Source organism: Plantibacter sp. MPB07, from assembly GCF_046619465.1.
Taxonomy (GTDB): Bacteria; Actinomycetota; Actinomycetes; order Actinomycetales; family Microbacteriaceae; genus Plantibacter; species Plantibacter auratus.
This window is the reverse complement of sequence record NZ_CP177043.1, coordinates 2027594-2051150: the sequence shown is the minus strand read 5'-3', so window position 1 is coordinate 2051150 and position 23557 is coordinate 2027594. Positions and strand designations below refer to the sequence as shown.

Below are 23557 nucleotides of genomic sequence, written 5' to 3'. Positions count from 1 at the left end.
TGCGGGTTTGTCACTCATCCGAACAAATTCACGGGCCCAGTCTGTGAATGATCTGGGCATGGTAGGGAAACCACTCGATCTGGGGTCGTCTGAGTGCTTGTGTTCCCCGTTCACTGGCGTACACTTGGACCCGGCCGAATACACATTCGTGCATGCAGTGCCAGCGATTCCCCCCAATCCAGCACTGTAGAGGCGGCACCCATTCCCCCCAATGGGTGCCGCCTTCTTCTGTATCCATTGTCGGCCGCAGGCGGCCGCTGGTGAGTATTCGAATATTGCTTATAGTCCTGCCACTATCAGCTCTATGCTTCTGGGATGACCGATCTCCTCCTGGCCGTCGTCGTCGACATCGTCGGTTCCCGCCGTCTCGACGATCGCACCCGCGCTCAGCGTGCGATCCAGGACGTCTTCCTCCAGGTGGAGGCCACCTGGCCCGCCGAGCAGCCGCTGCGTCCCACGGTCGGCGACGAGTTCCAGGTCGTGTACGCGGACGTCGCGACCGCACTGCGGGCCACCACCCTCGCGCGACTCCTGTTCCCTGCGGAGGTCGACTGCCGGTTCGGCCTCGGCTGGGGCGAGGTCACGGACATCGACGCCGGCCAGGACGCCATCATCCAGGACGGTTCCGCCTGGTGGCGGGCCCGAGCCGCCATCGACGAGGCGCATCGGCGGGAGGACAAACGTCAGCCGTACCTGCGATCGTGGTTCGAGGGCGAATCGCCCCAGGACGGAGACGCCATCGTGAACGCACTCCTCACCCTGCGCGACCACACGATCGATCAGATGCGGAACCCCCGACAGCGACAGCTCGCCGCGGGTGCGCTCCTCGGCCGATCGCAGGAGTCGATGGCGGCCGAGGTCGGCATCTCGCAGTCCGCGGTGTCGCAGAACCTGCAACGATCGGGCGGTGCCGCGCTCGTCTCGGCCCTCGACTTGCTCGCCGGAGCGCCGATTCGATGATCACGGCCGTCCTGCTGCTCATGATCGGGGTCGCCGACATCTGTCGTGGACTGATCCGTGGCCCGCGCTGGTCGCCGGCCATCGGGCTGATGGCGGTCTGGCTGTTCGCCGTGTTGGGGCTCGGGCTCGACTGGTGGTGGCCGACACTGACCGGCCTCGTCGCCCTCGGGTGGATGGTGACCATGCCGTCCTCGGACACCTCGCGACCGCGCGGACTCTGGCCCGTGCTGCTGCTCGGTCTCCTCGTCGTCGCCGCCACACTCGTGTTCGGGGCGGGAGGGACGGCCGACAGCCCCGCTGCACAGGTCTACGCGGGCTTCCACCTCGGCGTGCTGCAGGAGGTGCCCCTTCCCCTCGCCGTCGCAGGCGGGTCGACGCTCGTCTTCCTCATGCGGAGCAGCAACCTCATCGTGCGGGCGTCGCTGCGCCGCGCCCGTGAGGACGATGAGCCGCAACCGACCGTGACGCCCGCCTCCGCCTGGACGGTCAGGATCCGCGGTCGAGAGTTGGGGAGCGTCGAGCAGGGCGGCACGCCGCTGCGTCCGACGACGCAGCTGCTCGGTGGGCGCCTCATCGGCCCGCTCGAACGGGTCTTCATCGTCGTCCTCGCGCTGAGCGGCACCGGCATGGTGATCGCCGCCCTCGTCGCGGCCAAGGGCATCGTGCGCTTCCCGGAGATATCCGAGGATCGCGGGGTCGGCGGCAAGGCGGAGGAGTTCCTCGTCGGCAGCTTCACGAGCTGGGCGATCGCCGCTGCTGCGGTGCTCTACCTCTGGGTGATCGCGGCCGGGTGAGGCGCCACGGGGTCCCGCGTCGGTTCACGCGGGACCCCGTGTCTCATCGCTGCTCGAGGAACGCCGCGAGCTGCTCCTGATCGGGGTACGACGCCTGGGCGCCGGCCCCGGTCGCCGCGTAGCTGCCGACGGTCGAGGCGAATCGAGCCGCGTCGACGAGCTCGTCGCCGGCAGCGAGTCGCAGCGCGAGGGCGCCCATGAACGCGTCGCCGCAGCCGGTGGTGTCGACGGCGTCCACCGTCGGCGACGGAACCGACGTCGGGTCGGCCTCGCCGTCGATCACGACACTGCCCGCGGCCCCGGTCGTGACGACGGCTCGTCGGATGCCGTGGCTGCGCAGTGCCGTGGCGGTCGCCTCCCACCCGGCCTCCTCCGGGTCGACCCCAGCGAGGTCGGCCGCCTCGTGCTCGTTCACGAGGAGGACACCGGTCGCCTGGAGGAGCTCCTCCGGCACCGGACCGTAGGGGGAGAGGTTGAGGAGCACGAGCGCGCCGGCCGCAGCGCCCCGCCGGGCCGTCTCGAGCACGGTGTCGATCGGCACCTCGAGGCACAGGCAGACGACGCCGGCACCGTCGAGCGCCGTCCACGCCTCGCCGATCAGATCCGGCGTGAGGGTGCCGTTCGCCCCGGGCGACACGATGATCGTGTTCTCCCCGGCGTCGTCGACGGTGATGACCGCGGTGCCCGTCGCGACGTCGTCACGTCGGGCGATCCGGGTGACGTCGACCCCGGAGCTCGACAGCGACTCGAGCAGGAGGGACCCGTGTGCGTCGTCGCCGACCGCGCCGACCATGGTGACGTCGCCGCCCAGTCTTCCCGCGGCGACCGCCTGGTTGGCGCCCTTGCCGCCGGGGATGACGGCGAGTTCGGATCCCGTGAGCGTCTCCCCGGGCTGCGGGAAGCGTGCCGTGCGGACGACGAGGTCCGCGTTCAAGGACCCGACGACGACGATGCGTGGACTCTGCATGGTGACCTTCCTAGGCTGCCGAGGCGGTCTCGGCCGGACGGACCTCGGCGCCCGCGGGCTTCGGGATGAGGAACGACACCAGCAGGGCGACCGCGGTGATGCCCGCGCCGACCAGCATGGCACTCGTGTACCCGGCCGTCGACGTGCCTCCGGCGGGTGCGACGGCGATCTGGACGGCGGGGAGGACGACGAAGCTGAGGCCGGCGCCCAGGTTGAAGGCGCCCGCGTTCAGTCCGGGCAGGAAGCCCGGGTTCTCCTTCGGCGACAGGACGATGCCCAGCCCGTTGAGCATGATGTTGCCGATGCCCGCGTAGGTCGCACCGATGAGGACGGTCGTCGCGATGAGCACGGGGAGCGAGTGCACGCCGACGAGCGCCATGATGACGATCGAGACGATGCTGCCGATGAGGCCGATGCGGAGCACGTTCAGGTAGCCGAGCGTGGGCGCGAGACGACCGGCGAACGGGCCGACGAGCCAGCCGATGAGGGCGTACGGCGTCAGGAACGCGAGGGAGGCGAGGTCGGCCTCCATGTTGAAGCCCGCGTCGGCGTTCTGGGCGATCGAGGTGACGAGGCCGTTGGCGACGGCGAAGACACCGGTCATCGTGAGCAGCGTCGTGAGCAGGAGCGCCCAGGTGCTGCGCTGGCGGAGGTACTTCGTGGCGACCAGCGGTTCGGCGACGCGGTTCTCGACGGTCCAGAAGATCGCGAACGCGACGAGGGCGAGGACGATGAACCCGCCGACGAGCAGCCAGTTCGCCGCTGCGAGCTTGCCGGCCTCGTTGAACGCGGTGAGCAGGGCGGCGATCGACACGACGAGCGGGAGCACGCCCCACCAGTCCATCCTCGTGCCCTTCGAGGGCTGCGAGTTCGCGGCCCACAGGACGACGAAGACGATCGCGACGGCTGCGATGACGGCCATGGTCCAGAAGACGGACCGGAAGCCGTGGTTCGTGACGAGCCAGCCGCCGGCGAGGGCGTCGATCCCGGCGATGCCGCCGTTGACCGCGGTGATGAGGCCCATCATGGCGCCGTACCGCTTCGGGTCGGTGACCTCGGCGCGCAGCATGAGCAGGGTGATGGGCACGACCGGCCCGGACACGCCCTGGATGATGCGGCCGACGAACAGCATCTCGACGTTCACGGCGAGGGCTGAGACGACGGTGCCGACGAGCATGATGACGAGCATCCCGGTCAGGACACGCTTCCGGCCGATGATGTCGCTGAGGCGGGGGAGGAAGACGGAGAACAGTGCGGCGGTGGTGAAGAACATCGTCTGCGAGAGGCCGATGGTGGCGTCGTCGGTCTGCAGTTCGCGCGCCATGCTGACGAGCGCGGGGCTCAGCATGCTGGCGTTCAACTGGAACGCGACGCACGCGGCGAGCAACGCCGTCATGAGGGCGCCGATGCGGACGGCGGGCTTCGTGGAGTTCAGGAGGTCGCTCACAGCTCGATCTCCCCCATGTTCTCGAGGGCGTCGGTGACGAGACCCCAGAAGCGTGCGTGGTCGAGCTCGGTCGCGGCCCAGGTGCTGCAGTCGTCCGGAGCCGGGCTGCGGAAGTCGGCGACCGTCATGCCGAGGGTGAGCGTGCCCGTGAGTTCGATGTCGATCGGCACCTTGACGGTCCGCACGATCGTCGGGTCGATCACGTAGGCGACCGCGCACGGGTCGTGCACGGGCGGGCTGTCGAAGCCCTGCGCGTCCTTGTAGGTGGTGCCGAAGAACTCGAGCAGCTCCTCGACGAAGCGCGCCGGGCCGGTGCCGATCGCGGCGATCCGCTCGACGACCTCCGGGGTGGCGAGGGCCTGGTGCGTGAGGTCGAGGCCGACCATGACGACGGGCCAGCTCTCGTTGAAGACGATGTGCGCGGCCTCCGGGTCGATCTTGATGTTGAACTCGGCCACCGCCGACCAGTTGCCGACGTGGTACCCGCCGCCCATGAGGACGACCTCCTTGACGCGCTCCACGATGCGCGGCTCCTTGCGGGCTGCGAGGGCGATGTTCGTCAGGCCGCCGGTCGGGACGAGGGTGATCTCGCCCGGCTCGTGCGACATGACGAGGTCGATGATGAGGTCGATGGCGTGCCGGTCGTCGAGGCCGATCGCCGGTTCGGGGAGGACGGGGCCGTCCATACCGGATTCGCCGTGGATGTCCGGCGCGTTCTCGAGCGGGCGCACGAGTGGGCGGTCGGCCCCGGCGGCGAACGGCACGTCGGTGATCCCGGCGATGCGGGCGACGGCGAGGGCGTTCCGGGTGACCTTCGGGAGCGTCTGGTTGCCGACGACGGTCGTGACGGCGAGCAGCTCGATCTCGGGGTTGCCGTGTGCCAGGAGGATCGCGATGGCGTCGTCGTGGCCTGGGTCGCAGTCGAGGATGATCTTGCGGGGCATGGTTCTCCACATCGTTGGGGGTGCTGGGGGAAGCGGGCAACGCCGCACGTAAAGCGCTTCAGGTCCGCCGGGAGCAGCCTACGTCAAGCGCTTTAGGTTCGCCAAACCGGGTCGTTCGGCCCAGGGTTCCGCGGCCCCGATACGATCGACGGGTGCCCCTCGAACCGAACGATCCCCAGCCACGCGCCGCCCGTCGCGTGACGGCGGCGATGGTGGCGGAGCGGGCCGGGACGTCTGTCGCGACCGTGTCGCTCGTCGCCAACGGCAAGGATGCCGGGCACGTGTCGGCACAGAACGCCGAGCGGGTGCGCCAGGCGATCGCGGAGCTCGGCTACGTCGCCGACCACGCCGCGCGGGCGCTCGCGAGCGGGTCCAGCAACCTGGTCGTCTTCGTGACGCCGGACGCGTCGAACCCCTACTTCGGTGCGGTGATCCGCGGGCTCCGGGCCGGCCTCGGCGACGCGTACCAGCTGCTCGTGTCGGTGACCGGGGAGGGCGACGTGCCCACGGCAGCGGCGCTCGGCCGACTCGCGGCCCTCCGACCGGCCGGGGTCGTGGTCGACGCGCCGAGCGAGGCCTTCCTGGACGAGCTCCGGCTCGACACCGCGCTCGTGTTGCTCGACGCACCCCGCCTCCCGACGACGACGGCGGGGGCCGCGTCCGGTGCCGTCGTCACCGACCGACGCGCCGTCTCCGTCGACTTCGACCTCCTCGGCGGTGTCCGAGCACTTCTCGACCACCTCCACGTCCTGGGTCACCGGCAGCTCGGGTACCTCGGTGGGCGGACGGCGACGGACACGTTCCTCCTGCGTCGGCTGCTGCTCGAGCGCGAGGCTGCCTTGCGCGGGATGCGGGTGCACGCCGACGATCGCGCGGAGAGCATCATCGACCTCGAAGCGGCGGCCGCGGCGTTCGTCGACAGCTGGCCGCGGTGGCGCGACGCCGGGGTGACCGCGCTGGTCTGCGCGACCGACACGCATGCGTACGGGGTGCTGCAGTCGGCGCGGGCGATGGGCATGCCGGTGCCGGGGGAGCTCGCGGTGGTCGGGTTCGACGACCTGGCGTCGTCGGTGGTGAGCGACCCGCCGTTGACGAGCGTGCGATTGCCCGGCGAGGCGCTCGGTCGCGCGGGCGCCGAGCAACTCCTCGCCCGGATCGAGGGCCGGACGGTGGCACCCGCCCCGGTGATCGCTGCGGACCTCGTCATCCGCGCCTCGACGATCGGTCGCTGAGGCGCACTGAGGTTCGCCGACGACGCTCCACAAGCGAGGCCGGTCGCGTGAGCTTGCGAGGTCCGCGCCTCCGCGCCTCGGGGTTCGACGCAGGGCTTCTACGCTCGCCGCATGTCCGATCGCTTCGTCGTCTCCGTCCCACCCGATGCCGCCTCTCCTGATTCTCCGGAAGCGACGGTCGACGCCGAACCCGCTGGTGCAGCCGAGTCGCGCGGGGTCACGGCGCTCGCCGACCTCGGGGCTCTTGCTCCCTACCTCGCCGATCCGGGGGTCACCGACCTCTTCGTCAACGGTTCGTCCGGCCTCTGGCTCGACCACGGTGCCGGGCTCGTCCGCGAGGTGGGGTGGCGCTCCGATGAGGCGACCATCCGAGCGCTCGCGGTGCGCCTGGTGGCGAGGGGCGGGCGGCACGTCGACGAGGCGACCCCGTGCGTCGACGTGCGTCTGCAGGACGGCGTGCGGGTCCACGTGGTCCTCCCTCCGGTGTCGACCCGGGGGACGCTGCTGTCCATCCGGGTGCCGCGGGACGAGGCGCTGGGGTTCGATGCGCTGCAGGCCGCCGGGATGTTCCCGGCGGCGGTCGCCGAGCTGCTGCGCGAGGCCGTCGCCGCTCGGACGAACATCCTCATCACCGGTGCGGGTGGCTCCGGGAAGACGACGCTCCTCGGCGCCCTGCTGGGCCTCGCCTCGCCCGTCGAGCGGCTCGTCGTGATCGAGGACGTCGCGGAGTTGCGGATCCTCCACCCGCATGTCGTCGCCCTCCAGTCGCGCCAGGCCAACCTGGAGGGGGCCGGCGGCATCGACCTCGAACGCCTCCTGCGCGAGGCCCTCCGCATGCGTCCCGACCGGCTCGTCCTCGGCGAGTGCCGGGGGCCCGAGGTGCGCGAGCTGCTGTCGGCGCTCAACACCGGGCACGACGGTGGTGCCGGCACCCTCCATGCGAACTCCGTGACCGACGTGCCCGCCCGTTTGGAGGCGCTCGGTGCGCTCGCCGGCATGAGTCAGGAGGCCGTCGCCCGTCAGGCGACGAGCGCGATCGGACTCATCGTGCACCTGGCACGGCTCCCGGTCGGCCGGCAGGTGGTCGCGGTCGGCCGCCTCCTGATCGACGAACACGATCGCCTCTCCGTCGAGGAGTTACCGTGACCTGGCTACGGGTCCTACGGCGGGTGCTCGCCGCGCTTCCCGGTGCGGCCCAACCCGATGACGACGGCCCGGCACGCGTGGCGCGCACCACCCGTCGTCTGGCCGTGCTGCTGGGTGCCGGCGTCGCACCTGGCAGCGCTTGGAGGCATCTGGCCCTGGAAGCGGACGCCGATGCGCGAACGCGATCAGCGGCGGGGTCCGTCGGCCTCGCGACGGATGAACCGGACGACGAAGCCGGCCCGACGAGCGATCATCGGGCCGACGCGGCGGTGCTGTCAGCGGTGGCCGATGCTGCAACGCACGGCGGCGACCTGCCGGCGGCGATCGCCGCCATCGCTGATCAGGAGACGGGTGCTGGCGCGCGCACAGCCTGGGCGGGCCTGGCAGCCGCTTGGCAGGTCGCTGCGATCAGCGGCGCACCACTCGGTGTCTGTCTGCGGGACCTCGCCGGGTCGCTGCGCGAGTTGGACCGCATCGGTCGCGACGTCGGCACAGCGCTCGCCGGACCGTCCGCGACGGCGAGGCTGGTGCTCTGGTTGCCGCTCGTCGCCGTCCTCCTCGGGATGGCCCTCGGCTTCGACACACTGCGGACGCTCTTCGCGACGCCTCCTGGGCTCTGCTGTCTCGCGGCGGGCGTGGCGTTCCTCGTCGTCGGTGCGCGCTGGAGTTCGGCGCTCAGTGCACGGGCGGCCAGGCGCGACCCGGCACCGGGGTTGTCGCTCGACCTCGTCGCGGTGGCGATGGCGGGTGGGGGAGCGGCGCCGGCGGCCCGGTCGATCGTCGAGGAGGCGTGCGAGCGGTTCGCCGTCCCCTACGACGGTGCCACGATCACGAGCGTCCTCGCCCTGTCGGCCAGGGCGGGCATCCCCGCCGGTGAGCTGCTGCGCAGCGAGGCGGAGCAGCAGCGTGATCAGGCGCGGTCCGACGGTGAGCGGGCAGCCGCGATCCTCGCGACCCGCCTCATGATCCCGCTCGGGGTCTGCATCCTGCCGGCCTTCCTCCTCGTCGGTGTGGCTCCGCTCCTCCTCAGCGTCGTCACGTCGACGACGCTCGGCTTCTGACGAACTGTTCGCCGCAGACCCGCCTTGCTGCAGTGGCGTTGCTGCTTCAGTCGCGCGAGCGTGGCAGTGCGCGCCAGCAGCGTGCGCCGACGAGCACGGCGACGGCGATGATCACGATCGGCACGAGGATCCACGCGACGTCGCCGGACCAGCCGACGCCGATGCCGTCTTCGTTGGCGAAGGCGAGCACGTCGACGAAGAAGAACCGTGCGTGCGCTTCATCGAGTGTCGACTGCTCGACCACCGAGAGCATCCCGAGGGTGAACAGGGCGAACGAGAACCAGTAGGCGAGGATCGCGACACCGCCCCAGATGACCCCGATCGACCAGGTCGGTCGCAAGCGGGCCGGGTCGTCGGCGTAGCGGGCGGCCAGAGCGCGTGGTGAGCCGAGGTCGGCCACGGCGATCGTCATCGGTCGCTGATCGACCGAGAGCTCGTCCCGGAGTGAACGGATGATCGAACGGCGTTCCCGCCCCGTGACCACGGCCTCGAGGTGCCAGTCGAGGCGCTGCAGGTACGAGTCGCGTCGCCAGCGGTCCGCGACGCTCAGTCCGCGTGCAGCGCGCTCGGCGAGCAGGTCGTCCGGGGTGGGGTGCTTCTGGTCGATCATGCTGATGCTCCTTCAGGGTCGATTCCTCGTTCGGCGATGTCGGTCATCGCCCTCCAGCGGGCGATGGCGTCGAGCCTCGCCGCGTCTCCTCGTTCGGTGATCGCGTAGTACTTCCGTGCTGGTCCGCCCGAGGAAGCGACCCGACGCGCGGTCACCAGTCCGTCGCGTTCGAACCGGCTGAGGACCGGGTAGACGACCCCGGTCGCCAGATCGGCCAGGCCGAGTGCTCGGAGCCGCTCGACGAGCTCGTATCCGTAGGTCTCGCCGCGGTGCACGGTGGACAGGATGAGCATCGGCAACACGCCTCGGAGGAGTTGCGAGTCGCGCGCCGCCAGCTGTTCATCCATGACTATTACTCAAGCATGAATAGCGGTTCGGTGCAAGGCGAGTTCGCTCCACAACCGGCCTGTCGACCCGGCCCGTCGCCGACGTCGGATCCGCCCGCGCGTCGTTGGACGCGGTCGCCGAACATGGAGGTGTTCGTGCCACGAGCGCAGCACTCCGGTGCGGGGAAGGAACATCATGATCACGATCGGTCGTCGAGTCGAGCAGCGTGTCACGCGCGAGGTCCGGCGCGTCCTGCAGGACGAACGGGGGTCCGCCACGGCGGAGTACGCGGTGGCCACGATGGCGGCCGTCGGGTTCGCCGGGCTCCTCGTCGCCATCCTCCGCGGAGACGAGGTGCGGGGCATCCTCACCGACCTCATCCGACGAGCCCTGACAGCGAACGGTTGAGCCGTGCGGTTGCAGGTGTCGGCATGGCGTTCGGAGGACGGCGCGGTGACGGCGGAGTTCGCGGTCGTCGTCCCGGCCGTCGTCCTCGTGCTGGCCATGGGGCTCTCCGCGGTGCAGGTCGGGTTGACCCAGCTCCGCGCGACCGACGCGGCTGCAGACGCCGCCCGGAGTCTGGGGCGAGGTGACGACGCAGGGACCGCGGCGGGCCGGGTCGCGCGCGTCCTCCCGGGGGCCACCATGACGAGTGGCATGGAGGGGGACCTCGTCTGCGTGCGCGTCGACGCGGTGGGCGGATCAGGCCTGGCCGGCATCGTCCCGGTGTCGGCATCCTCGTGCGCAATGGGTGGCGGCCGATGAGCGTGAGGTGGCGCCACCTGGTCCTCCGCGCGGCGCGAGACCTGCGCGACGAGACCGGAGCCGGGTCGGTTCTGGCGGCAGGCATCCTCGGGGCGCTGGTCGCCGTCCTCCTGGCGACGCTGCCCGTCGTGACGTTGTTCGCCGCTCATCAGCGAGCGGCCAACGCGGCCGACGCAGCCGCGTTGGCGGCAGCCGACACCGCGTCCGGTCGTCTCCCAGGCTTCCCCTGCGAAACTGCTCGCATGGTCGCGGCGCGCAATGCGGCGTCGCTCGGCACCTGCAGTGTGGAGGGCGTCACCGTCCTCGTCGACGCCACTGTCGACACGGCCTTCGGTGCCATCACGGTCGCCGCGAGAGCCGGACCTCCTCCGGAGGCGTCCGGCGCAGTCGTCGGGGTGCCCGCGACCGCCACCTATTAAGAGGTAGCGGTGCGATCGGTCAGCCCTGACCGGAGTCGGTCGTGAAGACCGCCTCCAGGAAGCGGTAATCGACGGCGCTCGGGGCGCCGGAGTCGTCGTACTCCTCGCCGGTCGTCCGGGCGTACCGGTAGACCTTCCCGGCGGTGCCGCTCGGCACGTCGACGGTGGGCGTCGGGGATCCGTGGTCGCTGAGTCGGGCGCTGATCGTCTTGCCCTCCAGTGGACCGTCGGTCAACTTCACGGTGTAACTCGTCTGGGTACTCATGGCAGACATTCTGCTCCGAACGCCGCAGAACGCAAGGGGATGGACACGCGCGTGGCCGCCCCACGATTGGACAAGCCTGCTGTGCACGTGTGTATGGTGTGCCTGATGGAAGGAGCCTCGTGGCAGGCAAGAAACTCGTGATCGTAGAGTCACCGACCAAGATGAAGTCGATCGCCGGATATCTCGGTGACGACTACGAGGTGCTGTCCTCGGTCGGTCACATCCGCGACCTCATCGAGCCGAAGAACCTTCCCGCCGAGCTCAAGAAGGGCTCGCTCGGCAAGTTCTCGGTCGACGTCGACAATGGCTTCGAGCCCTACTACGTCGTCTCCGACGCGAAGAAGAAGACCGTCGCGGACCTCAAGCGCGCACTCAAGAACGCCGACGAACTCCTCCTCGCGACTGATGAGGACCGCGAAGGCGAGGCCATCGCGTGGCACCTCCTGCAGGTCCTGCAGCCCAAGGTCCCCGTCAGCCGCATGGTCTTCCACGAGATCACCAAGGACGCCATCCTCGCCGCGAAGGACAAGACGCGGCCCCTCGACACCGACCTCGTCGACGCCCAGGAGACACGCCGGATCCTCGACCGTCTCTACGGGTACGAGATCTCGCCCGTGCTCTGGCGCAAGGTCGGCCCCGGGCTGAGCGCCGGACGCGTGCAGTCCGCCGCCACCCGACTCGTCGTCGACCGGGAGCGCGAGCGCCTCGCCTTCCGCGCCGCCTCCTACTGGGACGTCATCGCCCGTTTCCTCCCCGAAGCCGACGCCACCGGAGCGCCCTTCACCGCACGTCTCGTCCGGCTCGACGGCGACCGCGTCGCCACCGGCCGCGACTTCGACGACCTCGGACAGCTCAAGGGCAGTGCCGTCCCGCTCGACGAGCAGCGGGCCACGGCGCTCGCCGCAGCACTCGAGCAGTCGAAGGCGACCGTCCTCTCCGTCGAGTCCAAGCCGTACTCCCGCCGGCCGGCGGCGCCCTTCACGACCTCCACGCTCCAGCAGGAGGCCGGGCGCAAGCTCCGGTTCTCCGCTCGCCAGACGATGAGTGTCGCGCAGTCGCTGTACGAGAACGGTTACATCACGTACATGCGTACCGACTCGCCGTCGCTGAGCAAGCAGGCGATCGACGCGGCGCGGAAGCAGGCTGCCGCCCTCTACGGTGCCGAGACGGTGCCCGACAAGCCGCGCCTGTACAGCGGCAAGAGCAAGAACGCGCAGGAGGCGCACGAGGCGATCCGTCCCTCGGGCGACACCTTCCGCACGCCGTCCTCGCTCGCGTCGACGCTCCGCGGCAACGACTTCAAGCTGTACGACCTGATCTGGAAGCGCACCGTCGCAAGCCAGATGGCCGACGCGAAGGGCTCCACGGCGACGATCACGCTCGAGTCGAAGACCGACGTGGGCCGCGCCGAGTTCACCGCTTCCGGCACCGTCATCACCTTCCGCGGCTTCCTCGCCGCCTACGAAGAGGGCCAGGACGAGGACCGCAACTCCCAGGACGACGCGTCCGAGGCGAAGTTGCCGCCGCTCACCGAAGGCCAGCAGCTCGGCATCGAGGACCCGGAGGCGAAGGGGCACGAGACCTCGCCGCCGCCGCGCTACACCGAAGCCAGCCTGGTGAAGCGGCTCGAGGAGCTCGGCATCGGCCGACCGTCCACGTTCGCATCGATCATCTCCACGATCATCGATCGCGGCTACGTGACGCAGCGCGGCCAGGCGCTCATCCCGAGCTGGGTGGCGTTCAGCGTCGTCCGTCTCCTGGAGGAGTACTTCGAGGAACTCGTCGAGTACGACTTCACCGCTGAGATGGAGAACGACCTCGACCGGATCGCCGGCGGCTCGGTCGACCGCGTCGACTGGCTCAAGGGCTTCTACTTCGGCGACGATTCGGGTCGCGGCCTGCGTCAGGTCATCGACAACCTCGGCGACATCGACGCCCGCCGCATCAACTCGATCGTCATCGACGACGGGGTCACGCTCCGCATCGGCAAGTACGGCCCGTACCTCGAGGTCACGCCCGACGGTCCGCCGCCGGCCGAAGGAGAGGAAGCCCCGACGCCGCGTCGGGTCAACCTGCCCGAGGACCTCGCGCCCGACGAGCTGACGCCCGCGAAGGCGCACGAGCTCATCGACGCACCCGTCGTCGGCGATCGCGTCATCGGCGTGAACCCGACGACCGGCAAGGAGATCGTCGCGAAGGACGGACGCTTCGGCCCGTACATCACCGAGGTCGACCCGGAGCCCGAGGCGGAGCTCTCCGTCGACACGGCGACCGGCGAGGTGACCGAGCCTGCTGCGGGTGCCAAGAAGAAGGCCCCCGCCAAGAAGAAGGCGGCGGCCGAGAAGCCCCGCACCGCGTCGCTCTTCAAGTCGATGGACCTCGCGACCATCGACCTCGAGACCGCGCTCAAGCTCCTCGACCTGCCGCGCGTCGTCGGTGCCGATCCTGAGTCCGGCGAAGAGATCCTCGCGCAGAACGGTCGCTACGGTCCGTACCTGAAGAAGGGCACCGACACCCGGTCGCTCACCTCCGAGGACGACATCTTCGCGGTCGACCTCGCCGGTGCCGTCGAGCTGTTCGCACAGCCCAAGTACGGAGCCCGGAAGGCGTCGAGCGCCCTCAAGGAGTTCGAGGCCGACCCCGAGAGCGGGAAGCCGATCAAGATCAAGGACGGCCGTTTCGGCGCCTACGTGACGGACGGCGTGACCAACGCGACGATCCCTCGTGGCGAGGAGGTCGAGGACGTCGACTTCGAGCGAGCGGTCCAGCTCCTGGCGGACAAGCGTGCGAAGGGCCCGGCGAAGCCGAAGGCCGGTCGCAAGGCTCCCGCGAAGAAGGCACCCGCGAAGAAGGCTCCGGCCAAGAAGACCGCCGCCGCGAAGACGGGGACCGCCAAGACAGCGGCCACGAAGTCCGCGACGGCCACGTCGACCGCCCGTTCGGAAGCGGCGAAGAAGGCTGCCGCGACCCGCGCTGCGAACAAGGCGGCTGCGGCGAAGGCCGACGCCGTCACGTGAGCGAGGGAGGACGCCCTCGGGGCCCGTTCATCACCCTCGAGGGCGGCGACGGTGTCGGGAAGTCGACGCAGGCTCGACTCCTGAGTGACTGGTTCGAGCAGCAGGGGCGGACGGTCGTCCGAACCCGTGAGCCGGGCGGCAGTGAGCTCGGTGTCGAGATCCGCGAGATCGTGTTGCATCACCGAGGCGACATCAGCCCGCGTGCCGAGGCCCTGCTCTACGCAGCGGACCGTGCTCACCACATCGCCACCGTGGTGCGACCGGCCCTCGCGAGGGGCGAGGTCGTCCTCCAGGACAGGTACCTCGACTCGTCGGTCGCCTATCAGGGCAGCGGACGCGTGCTCGACGCCGAGCAGATCCGCAGCATCTCGCTCTGGGCCGCCGAGGACCTCCTGCCCGACGTCACCGTCCTCCTCGACCTGGACGTCGCGGTCGCCCGTGGTCGTCTCGACAACGCCAACAAGCGGTTCGACCGGCTCGAGGCCGAGGCGCAGGACTTCCACACCCGGGTGCGGGAGTCGTTCCTCGCCCTCGCGGCCGCGGAACCCGAGCGGTTCCTCGTCGTCGACGCCGCGCTCCCACCCGAGCAACTGGCCGCCGACATCCGGGCCCGCATCGCGCCGCTCCTCTGAGCGCACACTCTCCCGTTCCCTGAGCCCACACCCTTCCGGTCCCTGAGCCTGTCGAAGGGCACATCCTCCCGGTCCCTGAGCGCACACCGTTCCGGCCCCTGAGTGCACATCGTCCCGGCCCCGCCGGATCACGTCGGTACCGCCCGGTATCCTGGACGCATGGCTTCCTGGACCGACTTGACGGGTCAACGCGACGCGATCGAGCTCCTCCAGTCGGCGTCGGACCCGGTCACGCCCAAGGGCCTCACCCACGCCTGGCTCATCACCGGGCCGCCCGGTTCCGGCCGGTCGACCCTCGCCTACGCGTTCGCCGCCGCGCTCCTCAGCCGCGAGCCCGGGGGCGACGACGTCACCCGTCGTCAGGTGGAGGCGCGCACCCACCCCGACCTCTCCGCGCTGAGCACCGATCGCGTCATCATCACGATCGACGAGGTCCGCGACCTCGTCCGGAACGCCTACCGCGCGCCGTCCGTCGGTCGCTTCCGCGTCATGGTCGTCGAGGACGCCGACCGCATGACCGAGCGCACGTCCAACCTGCTGCTGAAGTCGCTCGAGGAACCGCCGAGCAGCACGATCTGGGTGCTGTGCGCGCCGAGCGAGGCCGACCTGTTGCCCACCATCCGGTCGCGCGTCCGCTCGGTCCGCCTCGGCGTCCCCACCATCGACGACGTCGCCGAGCTGCTGAAACGGCGCGACGGAGTGGCACCTGAACTCGCCGAACGCGCCGCTCGCGAGGCGCAGAGCCACGTCGGCATGGCTCACCGCCTCGCGACCGACCCCGGCGCTCGGCAGCGCCGTGAGTCCACGCTCCGTGCCGTGCTCGACATCAGGAGCGCGGGGCAGGCTGTCGTCACCGCTGGTCGCCTCCTGGAGCTGGCGGGCGACGATGCGAAGGCGTACACCTCGCTCCGCGACGAGGCCGAGCGGGAGAGCACGCTGCGCTCGCTCGGCGTCGAGCCCGGCCAGTCGGTCCCGCCGGCCCTCCGCTCGCAGGTCCGGGCGATGGAGGAGGACCAGAAGCGGCGCGCCACCCGCAGCCTGCGCGACGGGCTCGACCGGATCATGGTCGACCTGCTCTCGCTGTACCGCGACATCGTGCTCCTGCAACTGGGGCACGACGCCACGATCATCAACCGTGAATTGCGTCCGGAACTCGAGGAAGCCGCTCGCCGGACGACGCCTGCGGTTACGATCGAAACCTTGGAGGCGATCTCCGTCGCCCGCACACGAATCGAAGGGAACGTCGCCCCGGCGCTGGCCTTGGAGGCCATGCTCGTGTCGGCGGTCCGGTAGGGAGCCTCTGTGACTTCGCCCAGGCAGCAGCCGTCGGACTCGACAGGATCGACCGGTGCACCCCGTCGCAGGGGTCCCGGTGCGCGCCGTACGGCGCGGGTCGCCCTGGTGGCCGGTCTCGCGGTCGCGGCGCTCACCCTGAGCGGGTGCGTGACGGCCTTCCTGCCGCCGAAGGCCGCCGAGCCGACGACGTCGTCCTCGTCGCCCGCGACGAGCGACGTCGCCGCGGAGCTGAAGCCCTTCTACGAGCAGAAGCTCGACTGGAAGACCAGCGGCTGTGCCGACGGCTTCGAGTGCGCCACGGCGAAGGCGCCCATCGACTGGGACAACCCCTCGGACGGCGAACTCTCCCTGGCGCTCGTGCGTCACCAGGCGACGAACGGCAAGCCGATCGGCTCGCTCTTCATGAACCCCGGCGGCCCGGGTGGTTCCGGCTACAGCCTCGTCGCCGACAGCCTCGATTTCGCGGTCGACAAGGACCTCCAGGAGAACTTCGACGTCGTCGGCTTCGATCCCCGCGGTGTCGGTAAATCGACGCCGGTGACCTGCCTGACCGACTCCGAGATGGACGCGTACCTGTACGACGTGACGCCGGGGAAGCGCGGCTCCGACGAGTGGATCGCCGCGAACGAGAAGGCCGCGAAGGACTTCGGCGACGCGTGTGCGGAGGAGACGGGCAAGATGCTCGAGTTCGTCGACACGCAGAGCGCCGCGAAGGACCTCGACATGCTGCGCGCCGCCGTCGGCGACAAGCAGCTCTACTACCTCGGGTACTCGTACGGCACCTTCCTCGGCGCGACCTACGCGGAGCTCTTCCCGAAGAACGTCGGGCGCCTCGTGCTCGACGGTGCGATCGACCCGTCGACGTCGAACTTCGAGGTCGTCAAGGAGCAGGCCAAGGGCTTCGAGAGTGCACTTCGCGCCTACCTCGAGGACTGCATGACGGGCAAGGACTGCCCGTTCAGTGGATCGGTCGACAGTGCGATGATCGAGATCAAGACCCTCCTCGACGAGGTCGACGCGAACCCGATCCCCGGCGACGATGGACGAGAGCTGGGCGGCAACACCCTGCTCACGGCGATCATCTACCCGCTGTACCAGGCCGATGCCTGGCCGTACCTCAGCAAGATGTTCGACGAGGTCATGCAGGGTGGAACCGACATCGCGTTCCAGTTCGCCGACGGCTATAACGGTCGCAGCGAGTCCGGCAAGTACGCCGACAATCAGACCGAGGCCTTCAACGCGATCAACTGCCTCGACTACAGCTACGACGACGACAAGACGAAGATGGCCGACGAGGCGAAGCAGCTGGAGGAGGCGGCTCCCGTGATCGGCGAGTACATGGCCTACGGAGACACGTTCTGCGCCAACTGGCCGTACCAGACGCGGACCGAGCGTGGGGAGATCCACGCGAAGGGTGCTGCGCCGATCCTCGTCGTCGGAACGACGAACGACCCGGCCACGCCGTACGTCTGGGCGCAGAACCTCGCGGAGCAGCTCGACAAGGGTCAGCTGATCACCTACAAGGGTGAGGGTCACACCGGCTACAACAAGGGCAGCGACTGCGTGAACGAGGCGGTCGACCAGTACCTCATCGACGGCACGGTGCCGTCGAAGGACCCGATGTGCAGTTGACGGCGGGATCCTGATGACCGTGACGGCGCCGGCTGAACTCGGGCTCCGCGAGCGGAAGCGGCTCGCGACGCGTCGGGCGATCCAGCACGCGGTGCTGACGCTCGCGAGTGAGCAGGGGCTCGAGAATGTGACGGTCGAGGAGGTGAGCCGTCGGGCGGAGGTCTCGCCGCGGACCTTCTTCAACTACTTCGGGACGAAGGAGGAGGCGCTGATCGGCGACATCCCGCTGATCCCCGACGGCGACGCCCTGCACGCCTTCCTCACCGCCGGGCCTGCCACCGACGTGCTCACCGATCTGGGGGAGCTCCTGGCCCGCACCGTCGGTGACGCCGACGAGGATGTCGAGATCCACCATCTCCGCAAGGACGTACTGCGCGACCACCCGCACCTCCTGGGTGCGCGGATCGCGAGCATGCGCGGCTTCGAGGAGGGCCTCTACAAGGTCGTCGAGCGGCGGGTGCTGAACGACGACCCGACGCTCGCGGAGGACGCGGAGGCGCTGTTCGACCGCTGCTGGATGGTGACGATGGTGGGCTTCGCCGGCCTGCGCCACGCGTGGCGTTGCTGGGCCGATGCGCCGACCCCCGGGTCGCTCGCCGAGCGGATCCGCCGTTCTTTCGCCGAGCTGTACACGACGGTCCAAAAGCTGCGCTAACATGGATACTCGTGCGCCGGGCGACCAGCGCACGCGCCGCCCTAGCTCAGTCGGCAGAGCATCTCACTCGTAATGAGAAGGTCAAGGGTTCGATTCCCTTGGGCGGCTCCACCAGCGTCACCCGGCCGTTGCCCTGGAAAACCCAGGTCAGCGGCTTTTTTCTTGCCCAATCGCAAGCTCGTCCGACCGGCCGAACTGGGCGACAGCTGCCGGATAGGCGTGAAAATGTAGCAACGCCTGTAGCAACGACCCCGCGAACGGCAGCGAACAATACTCGGTCGGCCGATGCTGCGACGTCCAGGCGCGCAGTGCGCGTCCTTCGTCACGGCTCGCTCGGGGGTGCCAGGAACTCAGCTAAGCGCTTCTTCCGCCGGTTTTCCCGGACGATCCAGGCGACGTCCGGGTCCGCGCTGTGCGAGAGAGCAGTGAAAGCGGGTAGCCCTGTCTCGGGGTCTGCGACGACGGCGACACTCCAGCAATAGCCAAGCGCCTGCCGAAGCGTTCGGGCCGCAGGCCGGCGACGATCCGATAGTGGTATCTCGAGCAGGCGGGAGGTCGCTCGACCGCATATGTCGAGAGCGATTCGAGCTGCGACCGGCGTGCGGATGAGGCGTGGCTCACAGATCGTGGTCACCGCGGCTCGGACAATGAGTGGGTCACGGTCGGTGACCCAGTCGGACACGATCGCGGACAGAACACCGGGGTCATGGTCGCCGAGGAGCTGGAGCCCGATCACGACGCCTTCCCGCACGCGCCACCGGTCATCGGCCGCGAGCGAACGGGCGAGCAGCTCGAACGATCCATCAGACGCTCGCCGGCCCGCGGCAGCGGCTGCGCACATGGCCTGGTACTCGCCATTGTTCTGGAGAAGGCTGTCGATGACTTCGGCCCGAGCAGTGTCGGCGGCGGCTTGGACCAAGGTGAGGTTCGCGCGCGGGCCGGGCAGGCCGGAATGCTCCTCGAGGTATACGGCCCATGCATCCGGCTCCAGCCGTTCGAGCGCCGTTCTCTCATCCATCGGATTCACCATGACATCATCTTCCAGCATGAGGTCAGCACCTCTTCGGGCTGATGCGCGCTCAGTGGCGTGTCGGGAGGCTGGAACACATGAATCACAGTATCCCTCACTGTCCGGAGGCCGCCCGATGAACACGGTCATCACCACCCAGCAGCTGACGAAGCGATACCGGGCGGCCACCGCCGTCGATGCCGTCGACCTGGTCGTACCTGAGGGCGTCGTGTACGGCTTCCTCGAACCATTCGGACACCCAGGCCCAATCCGACAGCTCGAGCCGACGAACGGGTGGTATCACGGTTTCGATTGTTCTCTTCGACACGATGGCAGCGTATGGGACTCTCGAAACGGCCAGCAACACCGTCGTCGAACCCCGGGAATGGACGTATCCCCTTGCATCATCGTCCGCGCACCGCATTCATCTCGAGGCGTGTCCGTGATCCATCCGGCGGTCAATGCGCGCCTCACGCGTGCTCCAGAGATTCACGGTCATGCCGTGCGTCAGCACCGCTCACCGGACACTGTTGGTCGTCGCCTCCGTGGCCCTCTCCGCACTTCTGCTCCTCGTCGTACCGGCTCCGGGCAGCGTCAGTGTCGTCGGTGCGCAGTGGCTGGCAGCAGCGGGATCGGGAATCCCGAACGTCGAGTTCGCCTGCGAGCTCCTGCGAGCTCCTGCGAGGTGGTGTCGGTGCCATCGAGGAGTACTGCAAGACCCGCCTGACGGGACGCGTTCACTGCGAATCCCGCTGCGGCCAGTCGATCGCACCGACGAGCGGCCACGCACCTTCGGAGGTGTTCGCGATGATGGAGCCGGAAGCCCCGGATTCCGGGTCGTACCACGTCCGAGCTGAAACACCTGCGTCATATCCCTCGAGCATGACGAGCTCCGAGGTCCAAGCTCGCCAGAAACCGCGTCCGTACCGCATATGTTCAGCCTCGACCGGATGGAGCGGCTCGATGAGCGCTCGCAATGTCGATTGCGACACGATCCGGCCATCAAACAGCGCAGACCAGAATGCGGCGAGATCGGCGACGGTGCTGACCGCGCCGCCGTCACCGCTCCCTCGGAGCGGCAAGTGCAAGACGTTCGTCCGGTAGCCGCTCTCCTCGATGTAACCGAGGGCCGTGTCTCCGTCGATCTCGTCGGTACGCGGGAAGCCGCTGGAGTCCATGCCGGCGGACGCGAACACCGTCTCCTGCACCAGGTCGTGATAGGACTTCCCGGACACGCGCTCCGCGATCAGAGCCAAGACCACGAATCCGCTGTTGCAGTATCTGAACTGCTCTCCCGGTGCGCTGAGATGCGGACGTCCATCCAGCACAGGAAGGAAGGAGGTCGTGTTGTCGAAGAGGTGCACCGGACGATCGAACACGTAGTCGCTGACTTCGCCCTCGGCTTCGTCGATGTAGTCGCCGATGCCGGACGTGTGCGCAAGGAGGTGACCGATGGTGACCGAATCGTCGACGAGCGGCAGATCCTGGTCCAGGATCGGGCGGACCAGGGTCTCGAGGGTGAGCAAGCCTCGGTCGATCAGCGATCCGATCGCCAACGCGGTGAAGCCCTTCGACACGCTCGCGAGGACACAACGATGATCAACGGTCATCTCCTGCTCACGCGCCCGATCAGCGAAACCATAGGCATGCGTCCAAGGCTGCTCATCGGGATGGTCGAGACGAATCACCCCGCTGAAGTTGCTGCTCAAGGCAGCATCGTGCAATGCAGAGGCGACGTTGCGGATCATATGACCACGCTAATCGACGCACCGTCAAACACACCCATGGAGCAGCCGTCTCGGGCCTCCTGAGTCGCTGTCCTGCGAATCATGTCCGCCACTTGCCCGGCTTCCGTGTGGACCTCATCCGGCCGAGCGGGCTCCCACGGCGACAAGTGGGTCCTCAGGACCGCCACCAGATCGAGCGGTGGTTCGGGCGGGACCGCAGTTGCGTCGGGCCGCCGTCAGGTGGTCCAGGCTGAGGCGAGACCGCGGTCGATGACGCGTCGCCAGCCTGCAGGGGCTGAGGGATCGTGGCTCGCGGTTCCGGCCATCCACAGCACGGTCACGAGGTCTTCTGCGGTGAAGTCCAGGGAGAGGGCTCCTGCGGCGTGGGCATCGTCGATCAGGTCTTGGCCGAGTGCGGTCGAACGATCGCAGGTCTCGATGAGCGAGGTCGCATCCGGGAATCGGCGGAGCATCGCGTCGTTCAATGCCGGATCGCTGACTTGCAGGTCGATCATTCCTGCGATGAACGTCTCCAGCCGCGTACGCGGTGATCGCTGCCCCAGCGCCTGCTCTTTCAGTGCCAGGAGCTTCTCGCCGGCGATCGCCGGGATCACCGCGTCGATGAGGGTCTCGCGGGATCCGACACGGTTGTACAGGGTCCCGATGCTGACGCCGGCCTCGCGAGCGATCTCCTCCAGCGGCGCGGAGAGTCCGCGGCGCGAGAACACCGCCACCGCCGCCGCGTGCAACTTCTCGACGTTGGCCTGTGCGTCTCGGCGGAGACCGTTCGACTGCGGCATCACAACTCCAGTGGATATTGAGGGCGACCTCAACATAGAATGGCTACAACTTGAGGATGACCTCAATATACCCCATGCCTGCAACGTTCTCCGGAGCGCCAGGGCACGAAAGGACACGTCATGCCGCTCATCACCATCATCGGAGCCGGCCCAGGCCTCGGCCTCGAGATCGCCCGCGCCTTCGGACGCAGAGGCTTCGACGTCGCACTGGTCGCACGAACCCGGTCCAAGCTCGACTCGCTCGCCCAGACCCTCGCGGGCGAAGGCATCACCGCCCACGGTTTCACCGCTGACATCAGCCGACCGGAGACCGTCACCGCCGCCCTCCGTTCGATCACGGACACGCTCGGCCCGATCGACGTGCTCGAATTCTCGCCCGCGGACCCATCCCTCGTGCCCGTCGACGTCCTCGAGGTGACGATGGAGAACCTGCAACCGCAGATCGACTTCTATCTCGGAGGCGCGCTCGCCGCCGTCGGGGCAGTACTGCCGGACATGATCGCAGCAGGCAAGGGAACCGTCCTCATCACGACCGGCGGCGGATCCATCAGCCCCATGCCCTTCCTCGGCAACGTGAACATCGCCGCAGCGGGACTTCGCAACTGGGCCCTCAACCTGCACAACGCACTGGAGCCGAAGGGCGTCTACGTCGCGCACCTGGGCATCACCGCCCTCATCGGCGGTGGCCACCCCGACGCCGAGCCCGAGGTCATCGCGGAGGCCCTGGCGCAGCTGCACGACGAGCGTCAGCAGGCCGAGCTGCACTACGTCGCCTACAACGGCTGACCCGCAGGCTTCGCAAGGGAGACGTCATGAAGCTGATCATCTTCGGCGCCACCGGGCGCACCGGTATCCACCTGGTCGAACAGGCACTCGCCGCCGGGCATGACGTGGTGGCGTTCATCCGCAATCCGGCGAAGCTCGACCTGCGCCACGACCGACTACGGGTCGTGCAGGGCGAGCTGACCGACGCGGTCGCCGTTGAGGACGTCGTCCGCGGTGCCGACGCCGTCCTGGCCACCCTGACTCCACAGATCGTCGGCGGGTCCAAGGACATGCCAGTCGCCGCAGGGACGCGCAACATCGTGGCCGCGATGCGCACGCACGGGGTCCGCCGAATCGTCTTCAGTTGGGGGCCGAGCATTCTGATTCCGCGCAGCCCGCTGGCTCGCGCGGCGAACACAGCGATCTACGCCCTACTCAGGTTCGGGATCGAATCCACCGAGGTCGGTGAGGCCGTTCGCGGGTCGGACCTGGACTGGACGACCGTGGTCGTCACCATGCCCCACGACCAGCCCGGATCGGGAGCGGTCAGGGTGCGCACCGCGAGCGGATCCGGCGACCGGGTCCGCGCGCGCATCGCTCGCACCGACCTCGCCCGGTTCATGCTCGCCCAGGCCGATGACCTGCGATACGCCCAGCAGGAGCTCCGGATCAGTAACTGACACGGTCGCCACGGCGTGACCGCGGACTGCTCCGCGGTGCCGCCGTGGCGACGGTGTCACCGGATCCAATCGCCCAGTGCACAATCGCCCAGTGCACAGTCGCCATCCGGGGAAACGGTCATCGATCCGAGCCGGGCGCGTCTCCCGGAAGGAGTGTGAACGTCGGGCCGGCGTGCTCTTCCGGGCTGCTTCTCAGCCAGAACGGCGCACCCGGTATCACGCCGGCATCAGTGCGTGCGACCTTCCGCGACTTGCGTCGATGCATGTCTGCGGTGGTGGGCTACGCGGCCCGTCTCGCCTCGGACGTCGCGACTGCACGATCCGTCCACACCGGGATCGCCCTGCGCGGGATCCAGCCGATCTGACGCGGAGCGTCAGTTCGTGCTCGATTCTTACGAGGCGGAGAC

The 23557-nt window shown here is 69.0% G+C and carries 24 protein-coding genes and 1 tRNA gene; 16 read left to right on the top strand and 9 right to left on the bottom strand.

Going from position 1 to position 23557, the window contains the following annotated elements:
* Positions 1-315 precede the first annotated feature (315 nt).
* Positions 316-960: a SatD family protein gene (locus ACLIME_RS09500; RefSeq protein ID WP_411556750.1), complete on the top strand. Its 645-nt coding sequence runs from the start codon at positions 316-318 to the stop codon at positions 958-960.
* Positions 957-1754 carry a hypothetical protein gene (locus ACLIME_RS09495; RefSeq protein ID WP_079706880.1) on the top strand — a complete coding sequence of 266 codons (798 nt, stop codon included), beginning with the start codon at positions 957-959 and terminating at the stop codon, positions 1752-1754. Before ACLIME_RS09500 ends, ACLIME_RS09495 begins: the two co-directional genes overlap by 4 nt.
* 43 nt (positions 1755-1797) lie before the next feature.
* On the opposite strand, the gene ACLIME_RS09490 is transcribed toward ACLIME_RS09495, so the two are convergent.
* Genes ACLIME_RS09490 through ACLIME_RS09480 form a run of 3 tightly spaced genes read right to left on the bottom strand, consistent with a single transcriptional unit; the run spans position 1798 to position 5112 of the window.
* The gene (locus ACLIME_RS09490) at positions 1798-2721 is read right to left on the bottom strand and encodes a ribokinase (protein ID WP_411556749.1); all 924 of its coding nucleotides are present in this window, start codon (positions 2719-2721) and stop codon (positions 1798-1800) included.
* A gap of 10 nt (positions 2722-2731) precedes the next feature.
* Positions 2732-4168, bottom strand: coding sequence for an MFS transporter (locus tag ACLIME_RS09485; RefSeq protein WP_411556748.1), 1437 nt, complete (start codon positions 4166-4168; stop codon positions 2732-2734).
* Positions 4165-5112 carry a nucleoside hydrolase gene (locus ACLIME_RS09480; protein WP_411556747.1) on the bottom strand — a complete coding sequence of 316 codons (948 nt, stop codon included), beginning with the start codon at positions 5110-5112 and terminating at the stop codon, positions 4165-4167. The genes ACLIME_RS09485 and ACLIME_RS09480 overlap by 4 nt, the downstream gene beginning before the upstream one ends.
* Before the next feature lie 152 nt (positions 5113-5264).
* Between ACLIME_RS09480 and ACLIME_RS09475 the strand changes: the two genes are divergently transcribed.
* From ACLIME_RS09475 to ACLIME_RS09465, 3 genes are all read left to right on the top strand, one after another.
* A complete protein-coding gene (locus ACLIME_RS09475) occupies positions 5265-6344 on the top strand; it encodes a LacI family DNA-binding transcriptional regulator (RefSeq protein WP_411556746.1) in 1080 nt (359 codons plus the stop codon).
* A 111-nt stretch (positions 6345-6455) separates the two neighbouring features.
* The gene (locus ACLIME_RS09470; RefSeq protein ID WP_411556745.1) at positions 6456-7490 is read left to right on the top strand and encodes a TadA family conjugal transfer-associated ATPase; all 1035 of its coding nucleotides are present in this window, start codon (positions 6456-6458) and stop codon (positions 7488-7490) included.
* On the top strand, positions 7487-8551 hold the full coding sequence (locus ACLIME_RS09465) for a type II secretion system F family protein (RefSeq protein ID WP_411556744.1): 1065 nt from the start codon (positions 7487-7489) through the stop codon (positions 8549-8551). Before ACLIME_RS09470 ends, ACLIME_RS09465 begins: the two co-directional genes overlap by 4 nt.
* A gap of 46 nt (positions 8552-8597) precedes the next feature.
* Here ACLIME_RS09465 and ACLIME_RS09460 read toward each other — a convergent pair whose 3' ends face one another.
* Positions 8598-9161: a hypothetical protein gene (locus tag ACLIME_RS09460; protein ID WP_411556743.1), complete on the bottom strand. Its 564-nt coding sequence runs from the start codon at positions 9159-9161 to the stop codon at positions 8598-8600.
* Entirely contained in the window at positions 9158-9508 is a 351-nt protein-coding gene (locus tag ACLIME_RS09455; RefSeq protein ID WP_079706884.1) for a PadR family transcriptional regulator, read from the bottom strand. The genes ACLIME_RS09460 and ACLIME_RS09455 overlap by 4 nt, the downstream gene beginning before the upstream one ends.
* Positions 9509-9683: 175 nt before the next feature.
* Between ACLIME_RS09455 and ACLIME_RS09450 the strand changes: the two genes are divergently transcribed.
* The 3 genes from ACLIME_RS09450 to ACLIME_RS09440 are packed head-to-tail and all read left to right on the top strand — an operon-like array spanning position 9684 to position 10672.
* Complete coding sequence (locus ACLIME_RS09450; protein WP_121293956.1) at positions 9684-9896, top strand: DUF4244 domain-containing protein; 213 nt, start codon at positions 9684-9686, stop codon at positions 9894-9896.
* Positions 9897-9899: 3 nt separating this feature from the next.
* On the top strand, positions 9900-10253 hold the full coding sequence (locus tag ACLIME_RS09445; RefSeq protein ID WP_411556742.1) for a TadE family type IV pilus minor pilin: 354 nt from the start codon (positions 9900-9902) through the stop codon (positions 10251-10253).
* Complete coding sequence (locus tag ACLIME_RS09440) at positions 10250-10672, top strand: Rv3654c family TadE-like protein (RefSeq protein ID WP_159879645.1); 423 nt, start codon at positions 10250-10252, stop codon at positions 10670-10672. The genes ACLIME_RS09445 and ACLIME_RS09440 overlap by 4 nt, the downstream gene beginning before the upstream one ends.
* Positions 10673-10691: 19 nt before the next feature.
* Here the strand turns inward: ACLIME_RS09440 and ACLIME_RS09435 are convergent, their stop codons facing one another.
* On the bottom strand, positions 10692-10937 hold the full coding sequence (locus ACLIME_RS09435; protein ID WP_064294660.1) for a hypothetical protein: 246 nt from the start codon (positions 10935-10937) through the stop codon (positions 10692-10694).
* 161 nt (positions 10938-11098) lie between these two features.
* Here ACLIME_RS09435 and topA point away from each other — a divergent pair, with 161 nt between their 5' ends.
* The 6 genes from topA to ACLIME_RS09405 all read left to right on the top strand — a co-directional run bounded on the left by topA (position 11099) and on the right by ACLIME_RS09405 (position 18280).
* Positions 11099-13954 carry a type I DNA topoisomerase gene (gene topA / locus ACLIME_RS09430; RefSeq protein WP_138947189.1) on the top strand — a complete coding sequence of 952 codons (2856 nt, stop codon included), beginning with the start codon at positions 11099-11101 and terminating at the stop codon, positions 13952-13954.
* Positions 13951-14586: a dTMP kinase gene (tmk, locus tag ACLIME_RS09425; protein ID WP_411556741.1), complete on the top strand. Its 636-nt coding sequence runs from the start codon at positions 13951-13953 to the stop codon at positions 14584-14586. Before topA ends, tmk begins: the two co-directional genes overlap by 4 nt.
* A 159-nt stretch (positions 14587-14745) precedes the next feature.
* Positions 14746-15879 (top strand): DNA polymerase III subunit delta', encoded by a 1134-nt coding sequence (locus tag ACLIME_RS09420; RefSeq protein WP_411556740.1) that lies wholly within the window; start codon positions 14746-14748, stop codon positions 15877-15879.
* A 108-nt stretch (positions 15880-15987) separates the two neighbouring features.
* Positions 15988-17514 carry an alpha/beta hydrolase gene (locus ACLIME_RS09415; protein WP_411556739.1) on the top strand — a complete coding sequence of 509 codons (1527 nt, stop codon included), beginning with the start codon at positions 15988-15990 and terminating at the stop codon, positions 17512-17514.
* Between the two features lie 13 nt (positions 17515-17527).
* On the top strand, positions 17528-18169 hold the full coding sequence (locus ACLIME_RS09410) for a TetR/AcrR family transcriptional regulator (protein ID WP_411556738.1): 642 nt from the start codon (positions 17528-17530) through the stop codon (positions 18167-18169).
* Between the two features lie 35 nt (positions 18170-18204).
* A tRNA-Thr gene (locus ACLIME_RS09405) sits at positions 18205-18280 on the top strand.
* Between the two features lie 211 nt (positions 18281-18491).
* Here ACLIME_RS09405 and ACLIME_RS09400 read toward each other — a convergent pair.
* The 3 genes from ACLIME_RS09400 to ACLIME_RS09390 all read right to left on the bottom strand — a co-directional run bounded on the left by ACLIME_RS09400 (position 18492) and on the right by ACLIME_RS09390 (position 21705).
* Complete coding sequence (locus ACLIME_RS09400) at positions 18492-19217, bottom strand: HEAT repeat domain-containing protein (protein WP_411556737.1); 726 nt, start codon at positions 19215-19217, stop codon at positions 18492-18494.
* Between the two features lie 698 nt (positions 19218-19915).
* Complete coding sequence (locus ACLIME_RS09395; protein WP_411556736.1) at positions 19916-20926, bottom strand: serine hydrolase domain-containing protein; 1011 nt, start codon at positions 20924-20926, stop codon at positions 19916-19918.
* 215 nt (positions 20927-21141) lie between these two features.
* Positions 21142-21705, bottom strand: coding sequence for a TetR/AcrR family transcriptional regulator (locus ACLIME_RS09390; protein WP_411558767.1), 564 nt, complete (start codon positions 21703-21705; stop codon positions 21142-21144).
* A 120-nt stretch (positions 21706-21825) separates the two neighbouring features.
* On the opposite strand from ACLIME_RS09390, the gene ACLIME_RS09385 reads away from it, so the two are divergent.
* The gene (locus tag ACLIME_RS09385; protein WP_411558766.1) at positions 21826-22491 is read left to right on the top strand and encodes an SDR family NAD(P)-dependent oxidoreductase; all 666 of its coding nucleotides are present in this window, start codon (positions 21826-21828) and stop codon (positions 22489-22491) included.
* Between the two features lie 26 nt (positions 22492-22517).
* Positions 22518-23150 carry an NAD(P)-dependent oxidoreductase gene (locus tag ACLIME_RS09380; RefSeq protein WP_411558765.1) on the top strand — a complete coding sequence of 211 codons (633 nt, stop codon included), beginning with the start codon at positions 22518-22520 and terminating at the stop codon, positions 23148-23150.
* The last annotated feature ends 407 nt before the right edge of the window (positions 23151-23557 follow it).

What these genes read in the sequence shown, in the direction of transcription:
- ACLIME_RS09500 (WP_411556750.1), top strand. Translation starts at nt 316, where the DNA reads ATGACCGATCTCCTCCTGGCCGTCGTCGTCGACATCGTCGGTTCCCGC.
- ACLIME_RS09495 (WP_079706880.1), top strand. Translation starts at nt 957, where the DNA reads ATGATCACGGCCGTCCTGCTGCTCATGATCGGGGTCGCCGACATCTGT.
- ACLIME_RS09490 (WP_411556749.1), bottom strand. Translation starts at nt 2,721, where the DNA reads ATGCAGAGTCCACGCATCGTCGTCGTCGGGTCCTTGAACGCGGACCTC.
- ACLIME_RS09480 (WP_411556747.1), bottom strand. Translation starts at nt 5,112, where the DNA reads ATGCCCCGCAAGATCATCCTCGACTGCGACCCAGGCCACGACGACGCC.
- ACLIME_RS09470 (WP_411556745.1), top strand. Translation starts at nt 6,456, where the DNA reads ATGTCCGATCGCTTCGTCGTCTCCGTCCCACCCGATGCCGCCTCTCCT.
- ACLIME_RS09460 (WP_411556743.1), bottom strand. Translation starts at nt 9,161, where the DNA reads ATGATCGACCAGAAGCACCCCACCCCGGACGACCTGCTCGCCGAGCGC.
- ACLIME_RS09455 (WP_079706884.1), bottom strand. Translation starts at nt 9,508, where the DNA reads ATGGATGAACAGCTGGCGGCGCGCGACTCGCAACTCCTCCGAGGCGTG.
- ACLIME_RS09450 (WP_121293956.1), top strand. Translation starts at nt 9,684, where the DNA reads ATGATCACGATCGGTCGTCGAGTCGAGCAGCGTGTCACGCGCGAGGTC.
- ACLIME_RS09440 (WP_159879645.1), top strand. Translation starts at nt 10,250, where the DNA reads ATGAGCGTGAGGTGGCGCCACCTGGTCCTCCGCGCGGCGCGAGACCTG.
- ACLIME_RS09435 (WP_064294660.1), bottom strand. Translation starts at nt 10,937, where the DNA reads ATGAGTACCCAGACGAGTTACACCGTGAAGTTGACCGACGGTCCACTG.
- topA (WP_138947189.1), top strand. Translation starts at nt 11,099, where the DNA reads ATGAAGTCGATCGCCGGATATCTCGGTGACGACTACGAGGTGCTGTCC.
- ACLIME_RS09420 (WP_411556740.1), top strand. Translation starts at nt 14,746, where the DNA reads ATGGCTTCCTGGACCGACTTGACGGGTCAACGCGACGCGATCGAGCTC.
- ACLIME_RS09410 (WP_411556738.1), top strand. Translation starts at nt 17,528, where the DNA reads ATGACCGTGACGGCGCCGGCTGAACTCGGGCTCCGCGAGCGGAAGCGG.
- ACLIME_RS09400 (WP_411556737.1), bottom strand. Translation starts at nt 19,217, where the DNA reads ATGCTGGAAGATGATGTCATGGTGAATCCGATGGATGAGAGAACGGCG.
- ACLIME_RS09395 (WP_411556736.1), bottom strand. Translation starts at nt 20,926, where the DNA reads ATGATCCGCAACGTCGCCTCTGCATTGCACGATGCTGCCTTGAGCAGC.
- ACLIME_RS09390 (WP_411558767.1), bottom strand. Translation starts at nt 21,705, where the DNA reads ATGCCGCAGTCGAACGGTCTCCGCCGAGACGCACAGGCCAACGTCGAG.
- ACLIME_RS09385 (WP_411558766.1), top strand. Translation starts at nt 21,826, where the DNA reads ATGCCGCTCATCACCATCATCGGAGCCGGCCCAGGCCTCGGCCTCGAG.
- ACLIME_RS09380 (WP_411558765.1), top strand. Translation starts at nt 22,518, where the DNA reads ATGAAGCTGATCATCTTCGGCGCCACCGGGCGCACCGGTATCCACCTG.